We start from the raw sequence: 18409 nt of genomic DNA, 5'->3' as shown, positions 1-18409 counted from the left end.
AGAGATGGTTTTCTAGGTGGGCTACTGTTTAGCCGCTTCGTTACGTTGTTGATTGGCCGCTTCGATTTCTTTGGTCTGGATGAAATAAACCAACTTACGACGATCATCTTCATTCAGTCCTTGGTACTCCAAGGCGATAGTGGTATTGCCATCTGATTCAGGAATGATTTTGACGATGTTACAACGCGCCAATACTGGCGATTCTTCGGCAATAGGTTGAATCAAAATATCGACTTTATCGGTATCATTGACCGACTCATGTACTTTAAACGCTAATCCACCAGCACTGATGTTTACCATACGTTGTGGAATAGTACGAGACAGTTGTTTTTGATCAATTGTTTGTAGCACGAAATTGATCTTGCTGTTCATGGCAGTCAGTGCTCTAGCAAGTAGACTACTTTTCTGGTTGATCTGCTCGATAATACCAGTGATCTGCTCGTCTAAACCCTGTAAGTCCTGCAAGAAATATTTTTCAATATAACTGACATCAGGCGACGTCGGTAAAGGGTTTTCAATGCTTTCTTCTTCAGATATAACGTGATAACTACAAGGTAGCATGACATCAATTCGGAAAAAAGAGCGGTTGTTTTGCGTGCTCATACGACATTCTCTTAAAATTAGATTTACTAAGTTTACAAATTAATTGCCTAAATGAAAGCATTAATTACGCCAAACATTTTTATTTTTATGAGTAGTGCAAAAAAATTACTTAGGCTTTGCCTAGTGGATTGGTCGGGGTAGGCGGCGTTGAAGCATTGCCGGAAGCTGTGTAGGTTTTACTTTGTAGGTCTTGACCTTTGAAAATCTGAATCAAGGTTTCATTCAAAGAGTTAAGTGCCTGTACGCTTAAACCGTTTGCCGTGTTTTTCTCATTACAACTTATGATTTGCTGTGTCAGTTCTTCAAATTGCTTTTGGATAGGCTTTGGTAAGCTAGTAAAGTCGTCCAATAACATAAATTCTTTGAGAGAAACGGGGGTATCAGATAGAGATTCCATTAGAGAATCGTATTGTATTGCGATGCTCTCGGAGGCAGTTCTTTTTTGGTCGACAATATCGGTCAGGGGGGATATATCAGAAGCTTTTAGTGTTTCAGCTTCTTTATCTAGGATGGTTTCAAAGGCGTTGAGGGAATCAAGCAGTTGATTTAGCTGTAGGGAAAGTTTGTCTAAATCAACCGCTTTAAGCATCATTCCAATAGGCTCACGTTACCCGTTGTTTCCTGATAGAAGTAGTTCAGTTGCCATTAATTTCGTTGCAACTTGATCAGGGTTCACACGGTAAGTACCGTCTTGAATTTTTTGCTTCAATTCTTCAATACGCGCACTGTTATCTACAGAAGAAGTTTGTGCTTTCTGTTCTAGTGATTTAATGTCTTTTAGTGAAGACAAAGTGACAGTATCAGCAGATGTCGACGCAGATTTTGCGTTGTTTGCTGATGCTTTTCCTGCTGTGTTGCCAGAAGACGGATCTGTCAGCCGACTATCCAGTCCTCCAGTTGCTAATCTTTTAATATCCATGGCTTTTCCCTACCGATGTATGTGTCATTCTAAATGAAGTAATATTCTGTTTTCTAGTCTTTTTATCGGCAGACATAGAATAACTTTAGTAAAAAATAAGCAGAAATATCACTTTTTATATATGTTTATGGTACTAATACAGTGTTCGGAGCAATAACTATGCCTTTTAGCTCTTTTTTGGAATTGGCGTTGCGGACGGGTATTTGTTGCCGTTCCGTTCCGCTTTCCAGAGCAATGCCTTCAGTTTCTACTCTTACGCTTCCGACATAAGTCACAATCTTTATCGGCTGATTTTTGAAAACTAAATAGGGGGGCTGCAACATTTTTACGGTAATGATGCTGTTAGGGCCAATCCCTTGTTTTGCCCGCATGCCAGTAACGTTCTTCAGATGAGTCATCGAGTTTCGTTTAGCTTGTCTATAAGGTACATAAGCGAGCTGAATATCGGATGGTTTGATGGTCGCGCCTCTTAGAATACCTCTTGTCGAAATAATGACAGGCACTTCGCCATCCACGGCTGCAATGACATATAACGTCCAGTCAGGATCATCACAACTGAGACGAAAACTCATGCGCCCAGCGACTTTATCGGGGGTTTTATCTTCAAGATCGACGGCTTGTTTACATACACCCAATTGAAGCCTAGAGCTGATTGGACTGATGTCGATTTTCGGATTTCTTAAATGTTGGTCGACTTTTTGCTTTACGAAGTCGTAAACCTGTTTTTCAAGGCTTTCCGTCGACTGATAAACGCTTTTATCCGTGCTTGAATCGGCATGTGCGATGGAAAACGGCAAAATTGTCCATAGGATTATGGCGAAGAACCGATTAAATGCAGAGCCGGAAAACAGATTGAATAAATAATAAGTGGGATAATGTGTCAAAATGCACTCTAATCCAGTGTTGGGTTTCGTTTTGATTGCATAGAAAATTTCAGTTATATTAACTGAATTGAAATCAATTTTCTCGCTTTTCATTGTTGTCCGTTGCGGCACGGTGAGAAGGGAGATTGCTTTCTAAGGTAGATAATAAAGGTGGCTTTACATGTCTAGTTTTCTAAAAGGGGTTGACCAAAGAACGTCTCTTGCGGGGATGAACCGTATGGAGTTGTTGTTGTTTAAGATTCAAGGTGAACAGTTATTTGGAATAAACGTGTTTAAAGTCCGCGAAGTCATTCGTACACCTTTTATTTCACCTGTTCCTAAAGCTGACCCTCGTGTTGTCGGCGTAGCGGATATTCGTGGGCAGACAATGCCGATGATTGATCTGGCAAAAGCTTTGGATCTCCCTTCAATTCCGCAGGATAAATACAGCGATTCCCTGACCATTGTGACAGAGTTTAACAGCTCTGTTCAGGGGTTCTTGGTGGAAGATGTTGACCGTATTGTGCATCTTCGTTGGGAAGATATTTTGCCGCCGCCGGACTCTTTACAGAACGTCAACTATCTGACAGGTATCACCCGTGCTCAAGATCGAATCGTCGAAATTGTCGATGTTGAAAAAGTCTTGGCAGAAGTATCGGGTCGTCAAGAAGAAATGTCAGACGAGTTCTTGCATGCTAACCAAGATAAGACCGCAGGGCACAACTTCTTCGTACTGGGGGCGGATGACTCGGCGGTGGCACGTAATCAGTTGAAAGTCACGCTTGATAAGCTGGGTATTGCCAATAAGATTGTTACCAATGGTCGTATTGCATTGGACTTCTTGAAGAAGTGGGCTGATGACGCTGATAAAGGTATTTCCGATCCTGTAGGGCAACGCGTATTGATGGTGATTTCAGATATTGAGATGCCGGAGATGGATGGTTATACCCTAACCACCAATATCCGCAAAGACCCTCGTTTGAACGATATTTATGTGGTGTTGAGTTCTTCCTTGAGTGGTGGGTTCAATGCTTCTTTGACCGAGAAGGTCGGTGCAAACAAGTTTATGTCGAAATGGCATCCTGAAGAGTTGGCACAAGCGATTATCGATCGCATTGATGAAGTAAAGTCTCAGATTGAAAAGTCCGCTTAAATTTAAGTTTAATGTTTGACTTGTTTGGCGTTGATAAGAGTTGATACAAGGCGGTTGATTTTGCAAAGTTCAGGGTTTGTTTCTATGACAAAATTTTGGTTAATGGCCTTGGGGCTGGCTTTTGGTCTGACAGCGTCTTTTCAAAGTTTTGCCGAACAAGCTGCCTATCAACAACGTGATTTATCTCAACAGACACCTCAAAGCAACTCTGCAACCCCTTATCCTACAAAATGTGTGACCGCTACCGGAACGGCATCTACTGATGGTGTGACAGAAGCCTATGCCAGAAAAATGGCGATTCGTGATGCTTTGAAGTTGGCAAGCATGCAAAGCAATTTACGGGTCTCCAGTGCGCAAGAAGTCAAAGACTTTGCCTTATCCAATGATGTCACGCGTTTCACAACCCATTCTAAAGTGTCAGGATTTAAAGTTGTCAAAGAAGGTTTTAAAGAATTGCCTTTTGATGAGCAGTTCGATAAGGACGGCAAACCTTTAAAAGACACGCGTTCCAAAACCTATCAAGTGACACTGAAAGTCTGTTTGACTGAAGATCCACTGGCATGTAGCAATTATCCAGGTAACCAATATCAGCCAAAACTGGCGATCGCCCAAGTGGTGACAACAGATGGTTACGGCGCTAGAGATATTTCTAATTTGTTGTCTGGTTACCAGTTGGAATTAAACCGTCGAATTCGTGATTTAGGCTATTTGAATGAGACAATGCTGGAAACCGGTAGTCAATTGACGGAGTCGCCAAGCATGGTGGCCCCAAACCTCTCAAGAGATGTGTTACAGCCTATTCGTGAAACCACGGGGGCGCAATATCTGATGATGACGGTGTTGCGCTCGCTATCAAGACATAACACCGACCCTGCGGTTTGGAACAAAATCAAAGGCTACTATGATTTAGAAGTAAAGCCTAATGCGCGTTATATCGAAGCGGATTCTTATATTATCGACTTGACGACTTTCCAAATCGTTTTCCAAAAGCGTTATGGGTTTGATATTAAGGGCAAGGTAACGGTGGGGCGTGACAGACCTTTCGGAACCAATGCGTTTTTTGCCACCAATACCGGGATGGCATTTCATGCCATGTTGCAACAACAATCACGAGATGCTTATCGTTACTTGCATTGTCAGCCTTTAAAAACACGCATTATCGATATTCGTAACGGTGAATATATTCTTTACCTCTCTGAAGAGTCCGGCGCCAAAGTGGGGGATGAACTAGCGGTTTATCATCAGTTTGGCAGCAGTGTTCAATATCAGGGGCAAAACCTTGGCTTTGATTCGGTACCTGCCGGTTTCTTGAAAATTGAGCGTATTCAATCCAAATTCGCTGTGGCAAAAGTGACAGCCGAAAAAGGACTTATCCAAGTAGGGGATGAAGTCCGTTCCTGGTAATTTTTAAAGTCGCCTTTTTCTAAAAAGGCGGCTTGTTTCTATCTTCTTTTCTCCACCCCCAACCTGGTAGATTTTGATTGTATTAATCAACGCTTTGTCACTATCGGCAATATTTGCCGAAACTTTGTGTTTTTTTAACTTTTCTCCCTCAAGTTTTTTTAAGCCCTGCCGATAAACGCCCGTTTTTTCGTAACTTTAGAAATTTTTTTCAATTTTGGCACTCTGGTTGCTAAAAGCTACATGACGGAAAAACCATAATAAAAAATTGACACTTAGTGCGTTCCGTTACGACCAGATTAAATTAAGGAATTAGGTTATGGAATCGATTTTTGGAATACATGAGCAGGCTTTGCTGATTCGCAAAGAACGTGAAAGTATTTTGGCAAATAACCTTGCCAATGCGGATACACCAAATTTCAAGGCCAGAGACATTGACTGGCGTAAAGAAATTAAAAACGCTCAAGATCAAATGGATGCCAAAAAATTTGCCCCAGACTTGGAGATGACAAATAGTCGTCATATCGAAGCCTTTGGTGATATGACAACCGATGACTATTTGAAATATCGCGTTCCGACTCAGCCTTCTTTGGATGGCAACACGGTTGAAGCGCATATTGAGAAAGCCAAATTTATGGAAAACGCCATTCAGTACCAAGCATCGCTTGAATTTATTAATGGCAAGATTTCCGGTATACGTACCGCATTAACAGGTGGAGGCTAAGATAAATGTCAGTATTTCCGACTCTAGATATTTCTGCGACAGCCATGAGCGCGCAGACGATTCGTTTGAATACGATTGCCTCGAACATGGCGAATGCGGATAGTATCAGCTCTAACTCGGCTGAGACGTATCGTTCCAAACAACCGGTTTTCAAAACGATTATGGATAACGAAACAGGGCTACCGGAAGGTGGTGTTGAAGTTGACAAAATCGTTGAAAGCAAGGCTCCGTTGAAAATGGAGTATGCACCGAATAACCCGATGGCAAATAAAGATGGTTATATTTTCCGTCCAAATGTTAATCCGGTGGAAGAGATGGCAAACATGTTGGATGCCTCTCGTTCTTATGAAACCAATATCCAAGTGATGAATACCTCTAAGCAATTGCTGCTTAGAACGATTCAGATGGGTAAATAAGGAGTAGGTTATGTCAACAGTATCATCAACTTCTAGTGATTATATTAAAGCGCTTCAGCAGTCGTCTGATACGGCAGCATCTGCTCCGAATCAACAGCTTGGTCAAGCGGATTTCTTAAGATTGTTAACGACTCAGTTGCAAAATCAGGACCCAAACAAACCGATGGATCCAAAAGATTTCGTCACAAACTTGACGCAAATGAGCCAGTTGCAGTCGACTCAGGATTTGAATACATCCATGACGGCTATGTTGTCTGGCTTCCAAGGGTTACAAACCCTGCAAGCAGCCAGCATTATTGGTAAGTCTGTGCAAGCTAGTGGCGAGGACTTGGCTTACACCCAAGGTCAGGATGCTCAGTTCCGCTTGACAGCGAAAACTGACCAAGCATTGACGGACGTTAAGGTGGTTGTCTCCAAAGATGGCGAGGCAGTTAAAAATATTTCGGTCGGCGATTTGGCCGCGGATCAAACAATCAACTGGGACGGAACCGATGATAACGGCAACGCCCTAGCGAGTGGTACTTATAAATTGACTGCTTATGGAAAGGATGCTAATGGTGATATCCAACAAATAAACACTGTCGTGGGTACTAAAGTTAATAGTGTTGCCGTCGGGACGGATGGCAAAATGAAACTGACCCTTGCAACCGGTGAACAGGTTGCAATGGATGCGGTTCGTGAAATTGGTCAATAAGAGAGAGGTGGATTATGTCGTCTTATGATTTAAATGCGTTAAGTGGAATTAATGCAGCATCAACAGGGTTGTCGGTTATTTCCAACAACTTGGCTAACTCAGAAACCGTTGGTTTCAAAAGCTCACGTGCTGAGTTTGCGGATATGTTTACTGGCGCGCAAACCTCTCCTGGTGGCGGTACCCGTGTTAACGCAATCACTCAGGATTTCACACAAGGAACGCTAAACAGTACGGGGCGTGACTTGGATATGGCAATCGATGGTGAAGGTTTTTTCGTTCTAGATGATCAAACAGGAAAATATCCTAATATTTATACTCGTAATGGTTCATTCAAACTGGATCAGGACGGTTTTATTACTGACCAGAACGGTAACAAGTTACAAGGGTATTTGTTGAACACCACGCTTTCAACCGAAACGAATCCTGTTTTTGAAACTACGATGGACTCAATTGACCTGAATAAGTTGAATAAAACGCCGAAAGCAACAGATGAAATGACCTACAACATCAATGTGAACGGTGATACGGCTAATAACGTTGACCCAAATGGTAATGGCGTTGGTTCGACCACAACGACAGGTGCGCCAGCAAGAACAAACTTTCAACGTCTGGTGGATTTCAACGATGCAACCGGTGGTTCAAAAGACCCTTATGCAGGTTCTCCTGATTTTTCGTATCCTAAAACGGTTTATGATTCTTTGGGGGGTGAGCACCGTCTGACCGCTAACTACTATAAACGTGATGTGGTGTCGGTTGCGAACTCGACACAGGATTACAATGGTGACGGTACTAACGATAAATACACGAGTTGGATCGTTCAGTACACTATGGAAGACAAGGACGCTAACGGTAAATGGGTGACAAGTGGTCACGTATCAAACGCCGCGGGTCAGCTTGTCGATAGCACGGGTGCTGCGGTAGCGACTGTTCCTGCCCCTGCGGGTACGGATTTGTTGGATGGTCAAATTTTCGAATTACGATTTGATACGGATGGTAATTTGGTTGATGTTCAACAGCCAAACTCACTAAACGCGCCAGTGGGAACCAACACCACCAATGGTGAACTGCCAGCAGCGAGTTGGACACAAGTAACCAACAAAAGTGCGGCGTTGAACTGGGTTGTGGATTCACCATTGACAGGTGCAAACGATCCACTTGGGAATCCAACCAGTGCATCCATTAATATTTCAGCTGATTTTACGGATATGACGCAGTTTGCAGGCTCGAATAACCTTCGTGGTGTTTCTCAGAACGGTTATGCAATTGGTGACTTGGTTGGTTTGAAAACCGGTTTGGATGGTGTTATCCAGGCTAACTACTCAAACGGACGAGCAGTACCGATTGCACAAATCGCTCTAGGGAACTTTACTGATAAGAATGCACTGACGAAGCTGGGGGGGCAAACCTATGCAGAGTCTTATGGTTCAGGTACAGCCCAAATTGGGATTGCAAACAATAACGGATTTGGGAAAATTAACGCCGGTTCATTGGAGTATTCAAACGTTGATACTGCGGGTGAGCTGGTTAAGATGATTCAAACCCAGCGTACTTATCAAGCGAGTACACAGGTATTGTCAACTTCTCAAACGTTGATGCAAAGAATCCTTCAGCTATAAGCTGTGTCCATTGCATGGAAAGCCGGCAACTTTTGCCGGCTTTTTTGTTTGTTTTGCCGCTAAACAGGTTATCGGCCGTTTTCTAAAAGCTTTAATTAAAATTTTATACGATGTTGGCACGTTGAATGCTTTTACTAAACTGATGAATAAAGACGTCAGCTTTTTGGCAATAGAACGTTAACACACAAGGAAATGAAACCGAGACCGTCAGAGTCAATTTAAAAAGTGTTTCATCGTTTGAACTAGGGCAGCATGAGTTTGCTGCCTTGGTTCAGATTTTTTGACTGGATAAAAATTGCAAGGAACTGTCAGATGGATCGTATGTTATATATTGCGATGAGTGGTGCGAAGGAAGTTGCTCTTTCTCAAGCCAACAACGCAAACAATTTGGCAAATGCGACAACAGATGGGTTCAAACAGGACTTCAACCAATTTCGTGCCATGCATGTGGAAGGTCCTGGTTGGGACTCCAGAGCCTATGCTTTGGATGAACGTTCTGGTACCGATTTCACTCCTGGACCAATTAAGGTCACGGGGCGAGATCTGGATGTCGTAACGAAGGATAACGGCTTTATGGCTGTTCAGGCACCTGACGGTTCTGAGGCATTGGTGCGCTCTGCATCCATGCATGTTACTCCAGAAGGAGATTTGGTTGATGTTAGGGGTGATCCGGTTCTTAACGAAGGCGGCTCTCCAATCAATATTCCACCTGCTAAAAAAATATCGATTGCTTCCGATGGAACCATTTCGTTTTTACCGGCAGATTCTCAAACCAACATTATGGTAACTGCAGATCAATTAAGACTGGTGGAACCGGATATCAAAAACCTGCAAAAAGGGTTGGATGGTTATATCCGCAATACGGGTGGTAATTTGGATCAAGCAACTATCAAGGTTACCAGTGGGGCTTTGGAAAGCAGTAACGTGAATACAGTGGAAGCACTGACAAACATGATCGAATTATCCAGAAAATATGAAATGCAAGTGAAGATGATGAATACATCAAAAGCGCATGCGCAAAAATCCGATAGCTTGTTGAGCTTAAGTTAGGAATAGGAGAGAACAATGGAAAGAGCACTTTATGTCGCCAAAACGGGGTTAGAAGGTCAGTCATTCCGATTAGCTGCTATTTCTAACAACATTGCTAACGCCAACACCTATGGTTTTAAGTCAGGCCGTGCAGAATTTGAAGACTTGATGTACCAAAACGTACGTCAACCAGGCGCACAAGCCACGCAGGATGAAGCCAATACGCTTCCTTCCGGTTTACAGCTGGGGACAGGGGTAAAAGCCATTGGTGTCCAAAAAATCTTTACTGAAGGTAATGCAATGATTACCAACAACCAACTGGATGTGATGATTCAGGGGAAAGGTTTTTTAAGAGCATTGGATCAAAACGGAAACGTCCTTTATACCCGTGACGGTTCGCTACAGGTCAACCAAAACGGTGACTTGGTGACCTCTTCGGGCTATTTGATTGATCCGAACATCAATATTCCACAAAACGTCACTGAGATCACCATCTCCAGTGATGGACAGGTTTCAGGGCAAGAGCCGGGCAACACTCAACCAACCGTTTTGGGTCAGTTGGAATTGTCTACTTTCATCAATCCGGCCGGGTTGGAGTCAGTCGGTCAGAACTTCTACAAAGAAACTCTGGCGAGTGGTACGCCTCAAGACAAAAACCCTGAAACCGATGAGGCTGGAAGCATTTTGCAAGGTGCGTTGGAGTCTTCTAACGTTAATACCGTTGAAGAGTTGGTGAGCATGATTGAAGCTCAGCGAACGTATGAAATGAACTCGAAAGTCGTAAGTGCGGCTGACGGCATGATGAAATACCTGAACAATAATGTTTAATGAATTAAACATCTGAAAGCTCCTAACGATAAGGAGGGTAGAACCATGACCAGAAAAACACACACAAAAACAAAAAAATCGTTGAATACCCTTGTGAAGTTGGCCATTGCTGCGGCAGTGATGCCGGCGCTATTAGTCGGTTGCTCAGCAACGCCTGAACGTATGGATAAATTCAGCTACGAGCCAAATTATCCAACGAATATTCCGACCAAAAGTATACCGACAAACGGTTCCTTATATCAAACTGGCGATAGCATGACGCTATTTGATGATTCTCGTGCCCATAAGGTCGGGGATATTATCACCATTCAGTTGGATGAGAAGTTTGACGCCAAGAAAAAAGATGAAGCCAAATACAATAAAACCAATACCCAAAACTTCGGTCTGAACGGTTCGGGTACCGTGGGGTCTAATGCAACTGCATTTGGTAGTACTTTAGGTGGGAAAACCGGGTTGGGGATAGGCTACGGCTCTGACGGAGCTTTTAATGGTAAGTCTGATGTAAAACAAAACTCGAGCTTGACGGGGGCGATTGCCGTTACTGTTGTTGAGGTGATTCCAAATGGAAACCTCGTGATTCGAGGCGAAAAATGGCTGACGATTCATGACGGAGAAGAAGTGATTCGTTTTGCCGGCATTATCCGTCCGCAAGATATTCGCCCAGACAATACGATTGACTCCACCAAAGTGGCAGACGTACGTCTGATCTACAAAGATACCGGCGTCGCTGGCGACATGACAAAACCAAGTGCGGTGACGCAGTGGTTGCATAAATACTGGCCTTTGTAAGGTGCGATTAATAAGGCCTGTCACAAAGCAATTTTAATAATTTAATTTAGTGTCTACTGCCGGGGCGGGATACCCCAACCTGGCAGATTTTTAATACATATCTACCGGTTTTTTTCTGGTCTTTGGGGGCGATTATTCGCCCCATTTTTTTATCTGAAAATTGTCGTTCGGCAAATTCTCGAAAACTTTAATTTTTTTCTCATTTTTTTGTATAAATGGCATATCTGATGCTTAATTCTTTCTAAAGATAATAATAGAAATCCTGAAAGATAGGAGTTTGACCATGTTTACCAGAAAAATCGCCATTTTCATGACGGCTATGATTCTTTGGAGTAGCTTTGCGCAAGCGGCTCGTGTCAAAGATTTGGCTAATATTGCAGGCGTGCGAAGCAACCAATTAATCGGTTACGGCTTGGTTGTTGGCCTGGACGGTACCGGTGATAAAACCGCTTATGCAGACCAAAGCTTGATGAGCATGTTGAATAAATTTGGTATCAATTTGCCGGCAGGAACAAAGACCAACTCAAAAAACATTGCAGCGGTTGCGGTTCATGCTGATTTGCCTGCATTTGCCAAATCTGGACAACGTATTGACGTGACGGTTTCCTCACTGGGTAACGCCAAAAGTTTACGTGGCGGAACGCTATTGCTCACCCCGTTGAAAGGGGTGGACGGCAATGTCTATGCACTGGCGCAAGGCAGCTTGGTGGTAGGTGGTTTGAATGCAACTGGAGCGGACGGGTCTAAAATCACCATCAATATTCCAAGTGTCGGTCGTATCCCTAATGGTGCCATGGTTGAAAAAACGGTCAACACAGGGTTTGATTTAGGCAACACCATTACGCTTAACCTGAAAAATTCAGATTTCACCACCGCGACGAATTTGGTGAATGCCATCAATCAAAAACTTGGGTCAGGAACGGCTTCGGCAATGGATGGGGATTCCGTTGAAGTGATGGCACCAAGAATGCCGAATCAACGTGTTGCATTCCTGTCCATGATTGAGAACATTCAAGTCAAGCCGGGCGTTGAAGCGGCGCGAGTGATTATCAACTCCCGTACGGGTACGGTTGTTATCGGTGCGGATGTCAAAGTCTCTGCCGCCGCAGTGACGCACGGTAATTTAGTGGTCAAGGTGTCCGAAGCACCTAAGGTCTCGCAACCCAATGCTTTGGCGGGTGGTCAGACGGCAGTGACACAGTCTTCGCAATTAAGTATTCAAAACCTAGGAACCAATCAGATGATGAGGTTTCCAAAAGGTGTAACCTTGGACGATATTGTTCAAGCGGTGAACAAAGTCGGCGCAGCGCCAAGTGATTTGATTGCGATCTTGGAAGCCTTAAAACAAGCCGGTGCTTTGCAAGCCGACTTGATGGTTATTTAAGAATAAGAGGACAGTGTTATGGCGGATATGATTGCACCATCTTCAGATTTGAAAGCCTATCAGCAAATTTATTCGAGCCCGAATAACTTAAACGAGCTGAAGCTTGAAGCCAAAAAGAACCAGCAGGCGGCGTTGAAACCTGTCGCCCAGCAGTTTGAAGCACTGTTTTTATCGCAAATCCTAAAAGAAGCGAGTAAAGTTAAATTTGATAACGGTTGGCTGGACGGTGGCCAAGCGGATTTTTATAAAGATTGGTATAACCAGCAAATTGCTCAAGAGCTTTCGACTAAAGGAAGTCTTGGTTTGGCCGATATGATAGTTAAGCAACTGGCGCCAAAGAATCCTTCGCTGAAACCAACAGACCTGAAAGCGAACTTCCATCAGGAAGGGAACGCACTGAATGCGTTGACAGGTAAAGAAGGACAAGCTGTTCAGACAATGACGACAGCAAGTAATTTGGCATCAAGACCAATCAATAAAAATAGCGCTAGTGCTGACTAAGACCAGAAAGGAAATAAACTATGGCGAACTTACTTACGATAGGCATTAGTGCAGCCAGTACCTTCCAAAAAGCAATTGAGGTAACTGGTAATAACACTGCCAACGTATCGACCCCAGGCTACAACCGTCAAAGAGCCGAAATCATCAGTAATTCAGCAGGTTTGGTTGGAAACGCTTATACAGGCGGCGGCTCCACTGTTGAATCCGTTCAGCGCATTTATGCGAGTTATATCCAAACCCAACTGGTCAGTGCCAACAGTTTGAAGTCTCGTTATGATGAGCAGCTTTCGCTTGCACAGCAAGTGGAAGGGGTGGTTGCGAGTAATGATGGCAGTATCCAGAATTTCATGCAAAACCTGTTCGACTCTTTCCAAAACTTGGCAAACAATCCAACAGATACCAGTAGTCGTCAGCAAGTCATTGATCAGTCCAATAACCTCCAAACAATGGTGGGTAACCTTTCTGGTGTTTTGAAAGATACACAAAAACAAGTGAATGACCAAATCAGCGGTCTGACGACTGAAATCAATAACCGTCTTGATACGATTTATCAAATCAACAAACAGGTGTCGGTTGCTCAAAGTAGTGGTGCACAGTCGCCAAATGAATTGTTGGATCAACGTGATCAAGCCATTCTTGAATTGAGTAAGTATATGGACATCAAAACCTATACACAGTCTGATGGAGAAATGGTTGTTTATACCGGGAATGGTAAGTACCCATTGGTAACGAGCAACACCGTTAACCACCTTCAAGCCAGCTCATCAGAGTTTACCGATGAAGGTCGCACAGAAGTCTATATGGACGTTAGTGGTCAGAAAACGATGGTGTCCAGCCAAATTAAGAGCGGGCAACTGGGAGCGGTACTGGATTTTCGTTCTAATATGTTAGACAAAACCGTCAATGACTTGGGTGTGATGTTGAATGGTTTGGTAGCCGGTGTGAACTGGCAGCATTATCAAGGCTATGATGAGAATGGCGATGCTGGCGGTAATGTTTACACACCGCTGAATTTGACTGCGGATAAGAGTGTCAAAAACGTTGGAACGGAAGATGGGTCAAACATCGTTGTCAGCTTCAAGCCGGCAATCGCGGGTAACCAGCCGCCATACACGCCAGCAACTCAACCTGCCACTTATACTGCAAAGCAAACTGATTTGGCAACAGCGAATGCGGCTATCGGTAACTTGCAACCAAAAGATTACATCGTTAAGGTTAACTCTGGCGGTAACTTTGAAGTTTATGATCGAAACAATCCAACCACTGTTTTGGGGACGGTTGCATTTGGTTCTTCCGGGCAAGTGGATGGATGGAACTTTGATTTTTCTTCAGTTGCAGCAGGTACGGTTCAGGCAGGCGATAAGTTTTTGATTCAGCCTAACCAAGGGATGCTGGATAATTTCAAAACGGAAATCTCTGACCCTAACAAGTTGGCAACTCGCGGTCAAAGTCCTGATCCGGCTGATGTCGCACCAACCGCTGCAGCAATCGGTGACAACACCAATATTGCAAACCTGGCGAGCTTGTCAGATAAAAAATTATTGTTCAATGATGCATCCGGTAACCCCGCTCAGACACTTTTGGGTGGTTATTCACTTATGTCTACGCATGTGGGAGCGTATGTTCAGGCAACGCAAACACAATCGGTGGCGCAAACAAACGTTTATAAGCAGATTTCAGACAGACGTGAAAGTATGTCTGGCGTAAGTTTGGACGAAGAGGCGGCAAACTTGATAAAATTTCAGCAAGCCTATCAAGCGTCTGCTCAAATCATTCAGGCGTCAAGAACCTTGTTTGATACGTTGATTGGCGCAATCCGATAGGATAGAAGGAGAAGGTTATGCGAGTCTCAACAATGCAGTTTTACACAAAAAGTTACTCTGCTATTCAGGATAATCAGAATGCGGTTCTCAACCTGCAAGAGCAGATTGCTTCAGGCAAAAGAGTCAACAAGCCGAGTGATGATCCTTCTGCGAATCCGCAAATTAACTTGTTGAATAAAACCATTAACAGTTTGGCGCAGTTCAAGAAAAATGGCGATTTTGCGTCTTCTCAATTGTCTTTGGAAGAAACGCAGTTGGATTCAGTCACTAACTCTATCCAGCGCGCACGCGAGTTGGCGTTGCAAATGAGTAACGGAACCTATTCGGCAACCGATAGACAAGCGACAGCAAAAGAAATCGGTCAGATTATTGACCATATGAGAAGCTTGATGAACAGCAAAAACTCTCAAGGAGAGCTGTTGTTTGCTGGAAACAGCGTCAATGCGACGGCTGCTTTCATTCCAGATGCAAATGGTAACACTACTGCGGCAATGACTGCCCGTGGCAACCAATACTATGCTTATATCGGTAGTAACAACTCAAACGGTGGTACCCCGGTTGATTCCCAATCAAACTATGGTGCCAGATTCGTTCAGATCGGTTTTGATTCTGACAATACACTGAACCCCAACGACAAAGGGGATTCAAGTCGCGTGAGAATTACTGATAATGGTGCGTCTGTGTTCAATTTGTCGGGCGGTGCAACGTCTTTGCCTGCTGGAGTTGACCCGAGTCTTTTGAATGTTTTGGTGACATTGAAAGACAACCTCGACCAGGGTTTGGCGCCACCGGCAAGCATTGCGACAGATTTGGAAACAGGCATCAAGCAACTGGGGTCATCACTTGCTGAAATTGGTGGACGTCAAAACCGTATTGATGCGCAAAGTACTGCGGGCGATACTTTCACCATTGCTTTGAAGCAGCGTTTGTCCAACCTTCAAGACATGGATATGGTTCAAGGTGTCACGGATCTGACGACCAAGCAAAACTCCTTGCAGATTGCACAGCAAGTGTTTGCAAAAGTGCAAGGTATGTCATTATTTGATTACATCAAATAATATTGGGTATCGGCTAGGCAATATCGAACTTGGCGTGATGCACAATCTATCAAACAGAAAGCCGACAGATGTCGGCTTTTTTATTATGGAAAGTTGGCTTTTATTTTGCTGTATTCTTGACGTTAATTGAAATTTGTTGGAACTTTGACAGAGAAAGCCATGTCGAACACGAGAATCTGGGTCTATTTGATTATTGCCTCTACCATGTTGATGGTGGTGAGTGGTAGCCTGTTCGTGTCTTTCCAGCATTGGGTCGTCAAAGAGTCGCCAAATGCCGTATCGGTCATCGAATCCATCATCCCGCGCTCCTCAACACAAAACACCCTACAAGTCGCATCTGCGCCTGTTCAATCGCATCGTGTCATGTTGAGTACCGCTTGGGACAATAAAGATGCCGAGAATAAATCACCCAATACCAAAGCGGATACAGTAGAGACTTCAGAATCACCGGCACCACAAGTCGTTAAAACACATATCACCACCAATGTTGCCACTCGGGTTTCGAGTATGCCGAACCCTGTCATCAAGACATACAGTACCCCTCAGCCTGAAAGATTAGATTTGGTTCAAGCTTCAGATACGCCAGCTTCCTTTTCGGCAAGGCCAGCGGTTTTGACAATTGAAAAACCGCAGAAAAATACACTGTCTCATAATCATGCGTCAAAACTCACGCCTTCGTTCGTTATCTATCAGGACGAATTGGTTGTAGAGTTTCCAAAGGCAATTGCCACCACGCAAAACATCAAAAAAGCAGTGACAAGACTTTTGCTGTCGCATCATTTGGTCAGAGATGGCAATTTGTTGTCGGACAAACATCTTGATTATACAAATCGTCCCTATTTTTACCGTAAAGTGTTGGATGAAAACAAACAGCCCATCCGTTATCCGAAACAAGCATACGATTACATCAACTACCTGATGAACGCTTCGGTGGAAGAGGTAAAAGACGAAGACGGTGAGTTTGTTGAGGTTCATATTCCGCTTCACGAAAGCGGGCTGAAAGGCCCTGCGAAGACGTACCGGGCCATCGTGAATACCTATGCCAGTAAGTTCGATATTAACCCGGCACTGGTTTATGCAGTGATGGAAACCGAGAGTGGCTTTAACCCGAAAGCGGTGAGTTCTTCAAACGCGATTGGTTTGATGCAATTAAAGCCAGATACTGCCGGAAAAGATGTCTATCAGTATATCGACCAAAAACCGGGGCAGCCTTCCAAGTGGGATTTGTTCGACTCGGAAAAGAATATTCGCATGGGCATCGCTTACCTCAGCTTGTTGAAGCACGACTATCTTTCCGATATTCGCAATGACAAAATCAAGCAAATGGTCACCATTTCTTCTTATAATGGGGGCATTAAGACGGTACTCGGTTTGTTTGGTAAAACGCCGGACAAAGCCATTGCACGCTTGAATCGACTGAATCCAAAACAGGTTTATCGTACCTTGCGTTATCAACATCAATCGGATGAAACGCGTCGTTATTTGGATAAAGTTTTGCGTGCCGAAAGCCGTTATAAAGCATTATTGGATGATGCTTAAGTCATCTCCAAATCGTTAAGGACAAAAAGGATATCGAGATGCAGCCATATTGGCAGGGCAAACAGGTTTTGGTAACGGGAGCAGATGGGTTTATCGGTTCTCATTTGGTGGAAGCACTGGTCAATGCAGGCGCTAAAGTCAGAGCGCTGGCGCTATACAACTCTTTTAACGACTGGGGTTGGCTCGAACAATCTCCGGTATTGAACCAAGTTGAAGTGGTGAGCGGCGATGTCCGTGATCCGTTCCTGTGTAAGCAAATTACCAAGGATTGCCACACAGTTTTCCACTTAGCAGCCTTGATTGCCATCCCGTATTCTTATGTCGCCCCAAACTCTTATGTCGAAACCAATGTCAACGGCTCTTTGAACATGGTGCAGGCGGCCATGGAAAATGGCGTGCAACGTTTTATGCATACCTCTACCTCGGAAGTTTACGGCACAGCGCAGTATGTGCCGATTGATGAAAAGCACCCGTTACAACCTCAGTCACCTTACAGTGCCAGTAAAATCGGTGCAGATGCGATGGTGATGTCCTATTTCAATGCCTTTGAGTTTCCCGTTTCTATTGCCCGTCCATTCAACACCTATGGACCAAGACAATCGGCGAGAGCGGTGATTCCAACCATCATCACGCAAATTGCCAATGGCATGAAGGAAATCAAGTTGGGCGACACGTCTCCAACACGTGATTTCAACTTCGTGACCGATACCTGCCGTGGCATGATGGCGATTGCCCAATCTGAAAAAACCATTGGTGAAACCGTGAATATCGGTTCCAACTACGAGATTTCGGTTCAAGATACGCTGGAGTTGATTAAAGAACTCATGGGCAGTGATGTGGTGTTTGTGCAGGACGAACAACGTATCCGCCCCAAAGATTCGGAGGTTTTCCGTCTTTGGTGTGATAACACGATGATTCGCGAGTTGACAGGGTTTGAACCTGTCACGGATATTCGTGCAGGCTTGCAGCAAACCATCGACTGGTTCACTGATCCAACTAATCTTAAGCGCTACAAAGCCGATATCTATAATGTCTAACTCTGGTTTTAGACTAGAAATAGGTGAGTGGC

Annotated in this window: 19 protein-coding genes; 15 read left to right on the top strand and 4 right to left on the bottom strand. The window is 44.0% G+C overall.

Features of this window, described 5'->3' with window-relative positions:
- Positions 1-21 precede the first annotated feature (21 nt).
- The 4 genes from F8R13_RS07950 to flgA all read right to left on the bottom strand — a co-directional run bounded on the left by F8R13_RS07950 (position 22) and on the right by flgA (position 2406).
- The gene (locus F8R13_RS07950) at positions 22-603 is read right to left on the bottom strand and encodes a PilZ domain-containing protein (RefSeq protein ID WP_152833398.1); all 582 of its coding nucleotides are present in this window, start codon (positions 601-603) and stop codon (positions 22-24) included.
- 109 nt (positions 604-712) lie between these two features.
- On the bottom strand, positions 713-1195 hold the full coding sequence (locus tag F8R13_RS07945) for a flagella synthesis protein FlgN (protein ID WP_152833396.1): 483 nt from the start codon (positions 1193-1195) through the stop codon (positions 713-715).
- Between the two features lie 15 nt (positions 1196-1210).
- Positions 1211-1522 carry a flagellar biosynthesis anti-sigma factor FlgM gene (gene flgM / locus F8R13_RS07940; protein WP_152833394.1) on the bottom strand — a complete coding sequence of 104 codons (312 nt, stop codon included), beginning with the start codon at positions 1520-1522 and terminating at the stop codon, positions 1211-1213.
- Positions 1523-1647: 125 nt separating this feature from the next.
- Positions 1648-2406, bottom strand: coding sequence for a flagellar basal body P-ring formation chaperone FlgA (flgA, locus tag F8R13_RS07935; RefSeq protein ID WP_172967735.1), 759 nt, complete (start codon positions 2404-2406; stop codon positions 1648-1650).
- A gap of 160 nt (positions 2407-2566) precedes the next feature.
- On the opposite strand from flgA, the gene F8R13_RS07930 reads away from it, so the two are divergent.
- The 15 genes from F8R13_RS07930 (at position 2567) to F8R13_RS07860 (ending at position 18377) form a co-directional block, all read left to right on the top strand.
- Positions 2567-3538, top strand: a complete 972-nt coding sequence (locus F8R13_RS07930; protein WP_152833390.1) for a chemotaxis protein — start codon at positions 2567-2569, stop codon at positions 3536-3538.
- Positions 3539-3622: 84 nt separating this feature from the next.
- On the top strand, positions 3623-4942 hold the full coding sequence (locus tag F8R13_RS07925) for a hypothetical protein (protein WP_152833388.1): 1320 nt from the start codon (positions 3623-3625) through the stop codon (positions 4940-4942).
- A gap of 316 nt (positions 4943-5258) precedes the next feature.
- Complete coding sequence (gene flgB, locus F8R13_RS07920; RefSeq protein WP_152833386.1) at positions 5259-5663, top strand: flagellar basal body rod protein FlgB; 405 nt, start codon at positions 5259-5261, stop codon at positions 5661-5663.
- 5 nt (positions 5664-5668) lie between these two features.
- Entirely contained in the window at positions 5669-6079 is a 411-nt protein-coding gene (flgC, locus tag F8R13_RS07915) for a flagellar basal body rod protein FlgC (RefSeq protein ID WP_152833384.1), read from the top strand.
- A 10-nt stretch (positions 6080-6089) separates the two neighbouring features.
- Complete coding sequence (locus F8R13_RS07910; protein ID WP_152833382.1) at positions 6090-6773, top strand: flagellar hook assembly protein FlgD; 684 nt, start codon at positions 6090-6092, stop codon at positions 6771-6773.
- A gap of 14 nt (positions 6774-6787) precedes the next feature.
- Entirely contained in the window at positions 6788-8389 is a 1602-nt protein-coding gene (locus tag F8R13_RS07905) for a flagellar hook protein FlgE (protein WP_152833380.1), read from the top strand.
- A 312-nt stretch (positions 8390-8701) separates the two neighbouring features.
- A complete protein-coding gene (locus F8R13_RS07900; RefSeq protein WP_152833378.1) occupies positions 8702-9439 on the top strand; it encodes a flagellar basal body rod protein FlgF in 738 nt (245 codons plus the stop codon).
- A gap of 15 nt (positions 9440-9454) precedes the next feature.
- The gene (gene flgG, locus F8R13_RS07895; protein ID WP_152833376.1) at positions 9455-10246 is read left to right on the top strand and encodes a flagellar basal-body rod protein FlgG; all 792 of its coding nucleotides are present in this window, start codon (positions 9455-9457) and stop codon (positions 10244-10246) included.
- 45 nt (positions 10247-10291) lie between these two features.
- Entirely contained in the window at positions 10292-11035 is a 744-nt protein-coding gene (locus F8R13_RS07890; RefSeq protein WP_152833373.1) for a flagellar basal body L-ring protein FlgH, read from the top strand.
- 283 nt (positions 11036-11318) lie between these two features.
- Positions 11319-12419, top strand: coding sequence for a flagellar basal body P-ring protein FlgI (locus tag F8R13_RS07885; protein ID WP_152833371.1), 1101 nt, complete (start codon positions 11319-11321; stop codon positions 12417-12419).
- Positions 12420-12437: 18 nt separating this feature from the next.
- Positions 12438-12920, top strand: coding sequence for a rod-binding protein (locus F8R13_RS07880; RefSeq protein WP_152833369.1), 483 nt, complete (start codon positions 12438-12440; stop codon positions 12918-12920).
- Positions 12921-12940: 20 nt separating this feature from the next.
- Positions 12941-14743, top strand: coding sequence for a flagellar hook-associated protein FlgK (flgK, locus tag F8R13_RS07875; protein ID WP_152833367.1), 1803 nt, complete (start codon positions 12941-12943; stop codon positions 14741-14743).
- Between the two features lie 17 nt (positions 14744-14760).
- A complete protein-coding gene (gene flgL / locus F8R13_RS07870; protein ID WP_152833365.1) occupies positions 14761-15801 on the top strand; it encodes a flagellar hook-associated protein FlgL in 1041 nt (346 codons plus the stop codon).
- A 159-nt stretch (positions 15802-15960) separates the two neighbouring features.
- A complete protein-coding gene (locus F8R13_RS07865; RefSeq protein ID WP_152833363.1) occupies positions 15961-17340 on the top strand; it encodes a murein transglycosylase domain-containing protein in 1380 nt (459 codons plus the stop codon).
- Between the two features lie 38 nt (positions 17341-17378).
- Positions 17379-18377 (top strand): NAD-dependent 4,6-dehydratase LegB, encoded by a 999-nt coding sequence (locus F8R13_RS07860; RefSeq protein ID WP_152833361.1) that lies wholly within the window; start codon positions 17379-17381, stop codon positions 18375-18377.
- Positions 18378-18409: the final 32 nt, after the last annotated feature.

The sequence above is a fragment of the Hydrogenovibrio sp. JE_KL2 genome, from assembly GCF_009296185.1.
GTDB lineage: Bacteria > Pseudomonadota > Gammaproteobacteria > Thiomicrospirales > Thiomicrospiraceae > Hydrogenovibrio.
The sequence above is the reverse complement of the archived record's forward strand: the minus strand, read 5'-3'. Positions and strand labels throughout refer to the sequence as shown.

Excerpts from the sequence above, each read along its gene's own strand:
- flgG (WP_152833376.1), top strand. The coding sequence starts at position 9,455 with ATGGAAAGAGCACTTTATGTCGCCAAAACGGGGTTAGAAGGTCAGTCA.
- flgC (WP_152833384.1), top strand. The coding sequence starts at position 5,669 with ATGTCAGTATTTCCGACTCTAGATATTTCTGCGACAGCCATGAGCGCG.
- F8R13_RS07925 (WP_152833388.1), top strand. The coding sequence starts at position 3,623 with ATGACAAAATTTTGGTTAATGGCCTTGGGGCTGGCTTTTGGTCTGACA.
- F8R13_RS07880 (WP_152833369.1), top strand. The coding sequence starts at position 12,438 with ATGGCGGATATGATTGCACCATCTTCAGATTTGAAAGCCTATCAGCAA.
- flgL (WP_152833365.1), top strand. The coding sequence starts at position 14,761 with ATGCGAGTCTCAACAATGCAGTTTTACACAAAAAGTTACTCTGCTATT.
- F8R13_RS07910 (WP_152833382.1), top strand. The coding sequence starts at position 6,090 with ATGTCAACAGTATCATCAACTTCTAGTGATTATATTAAAGCGCTTCAG.
- F8R13_RS07930 (WP_152833390.1), top strand. The coding sequence starts at position 2,567 with ATGTCTAGTTTTCTAAAAGGGGTTGACCAAAGAACGTCTCTTGCGGGG.
- F8R13_RS07945 (WP_152833396.1), bottom strand. The coding sequence starts at position 1,195 with ATGATGCTTAAAGCGGTTGATTTAGACAAACTTTCCCTACAGCTAAAT.
- F8R13_RS07890 (WP_152833373.1), top strand. The coding sequence starts at position 10,292 with ATGACCAGAAAAACACACACAAAAACAAAAAAATCGTTGAATACCCTT.
- F8R13_RS07865 (WP_152833363.1), top strand. The coding sequence starts at position 15,961 with ATGTCGAACACGAGAATCTGGGTCTATTTGATTATTGCCTCTACCATG.
- flgK (WP_152833367.1), top strand. The coding sequence starts at position 12,941 with ATGGCGAACTTACTTACGATAGGCATTAGTGCAGCCAGTACCTTCCAA.
- F8R13_RS07860 (WP_152833361.1), top strand. The coding sequence starts at position 17,379 with ATGCAGCCATATTGGCAGGGCAAACAGGTTTTGGTAACGGGAGCAGAT.
- flgM (WP_152833394.1), bottom strand. The coding sequence starts at position 1,522 with ATGGATATTAAAAGATTAGCAACTGGAGGACTGGATAGTCGGCTGACA.
- F8R13_RS07905 (WP_152833380.1), top strand. The coding sequence starts at position 6,788 with ATGTCGTCTTATGATTTAAATGCGTTAAGTGGAATTAATGCAGCATCA.
- flgB (WP_152833386.1), top strand. The coding sequence starts at position 5,259 with ATGGAATCGATTTTTGGAATACATGAGCAGGCTTTGCTGATTCGCAAA.
- F8R13_RS07900 (WP_152833378.1), top strand. The coding sequence starts at position 8,702 with ATGGATCGTATGTTATATATTGCGATGAGTGGTGCGAAGGAAGTTGCT.
- F8R13_RS07885 (WP_152833371.1), top strand. The coding sequence starts at position 11,319 with ATGTTTACCAGAAAAATCGCCATTTTCATGACGGCTATGATTCTTTGG.
- F8R13_RS07950 (WP_152833398.1), bottom strand. The coding sequence starts at position 603 with ATGAGCACGCAAAACAACCGCTCTTTTTTCCGAATTGATGTCATGCTA.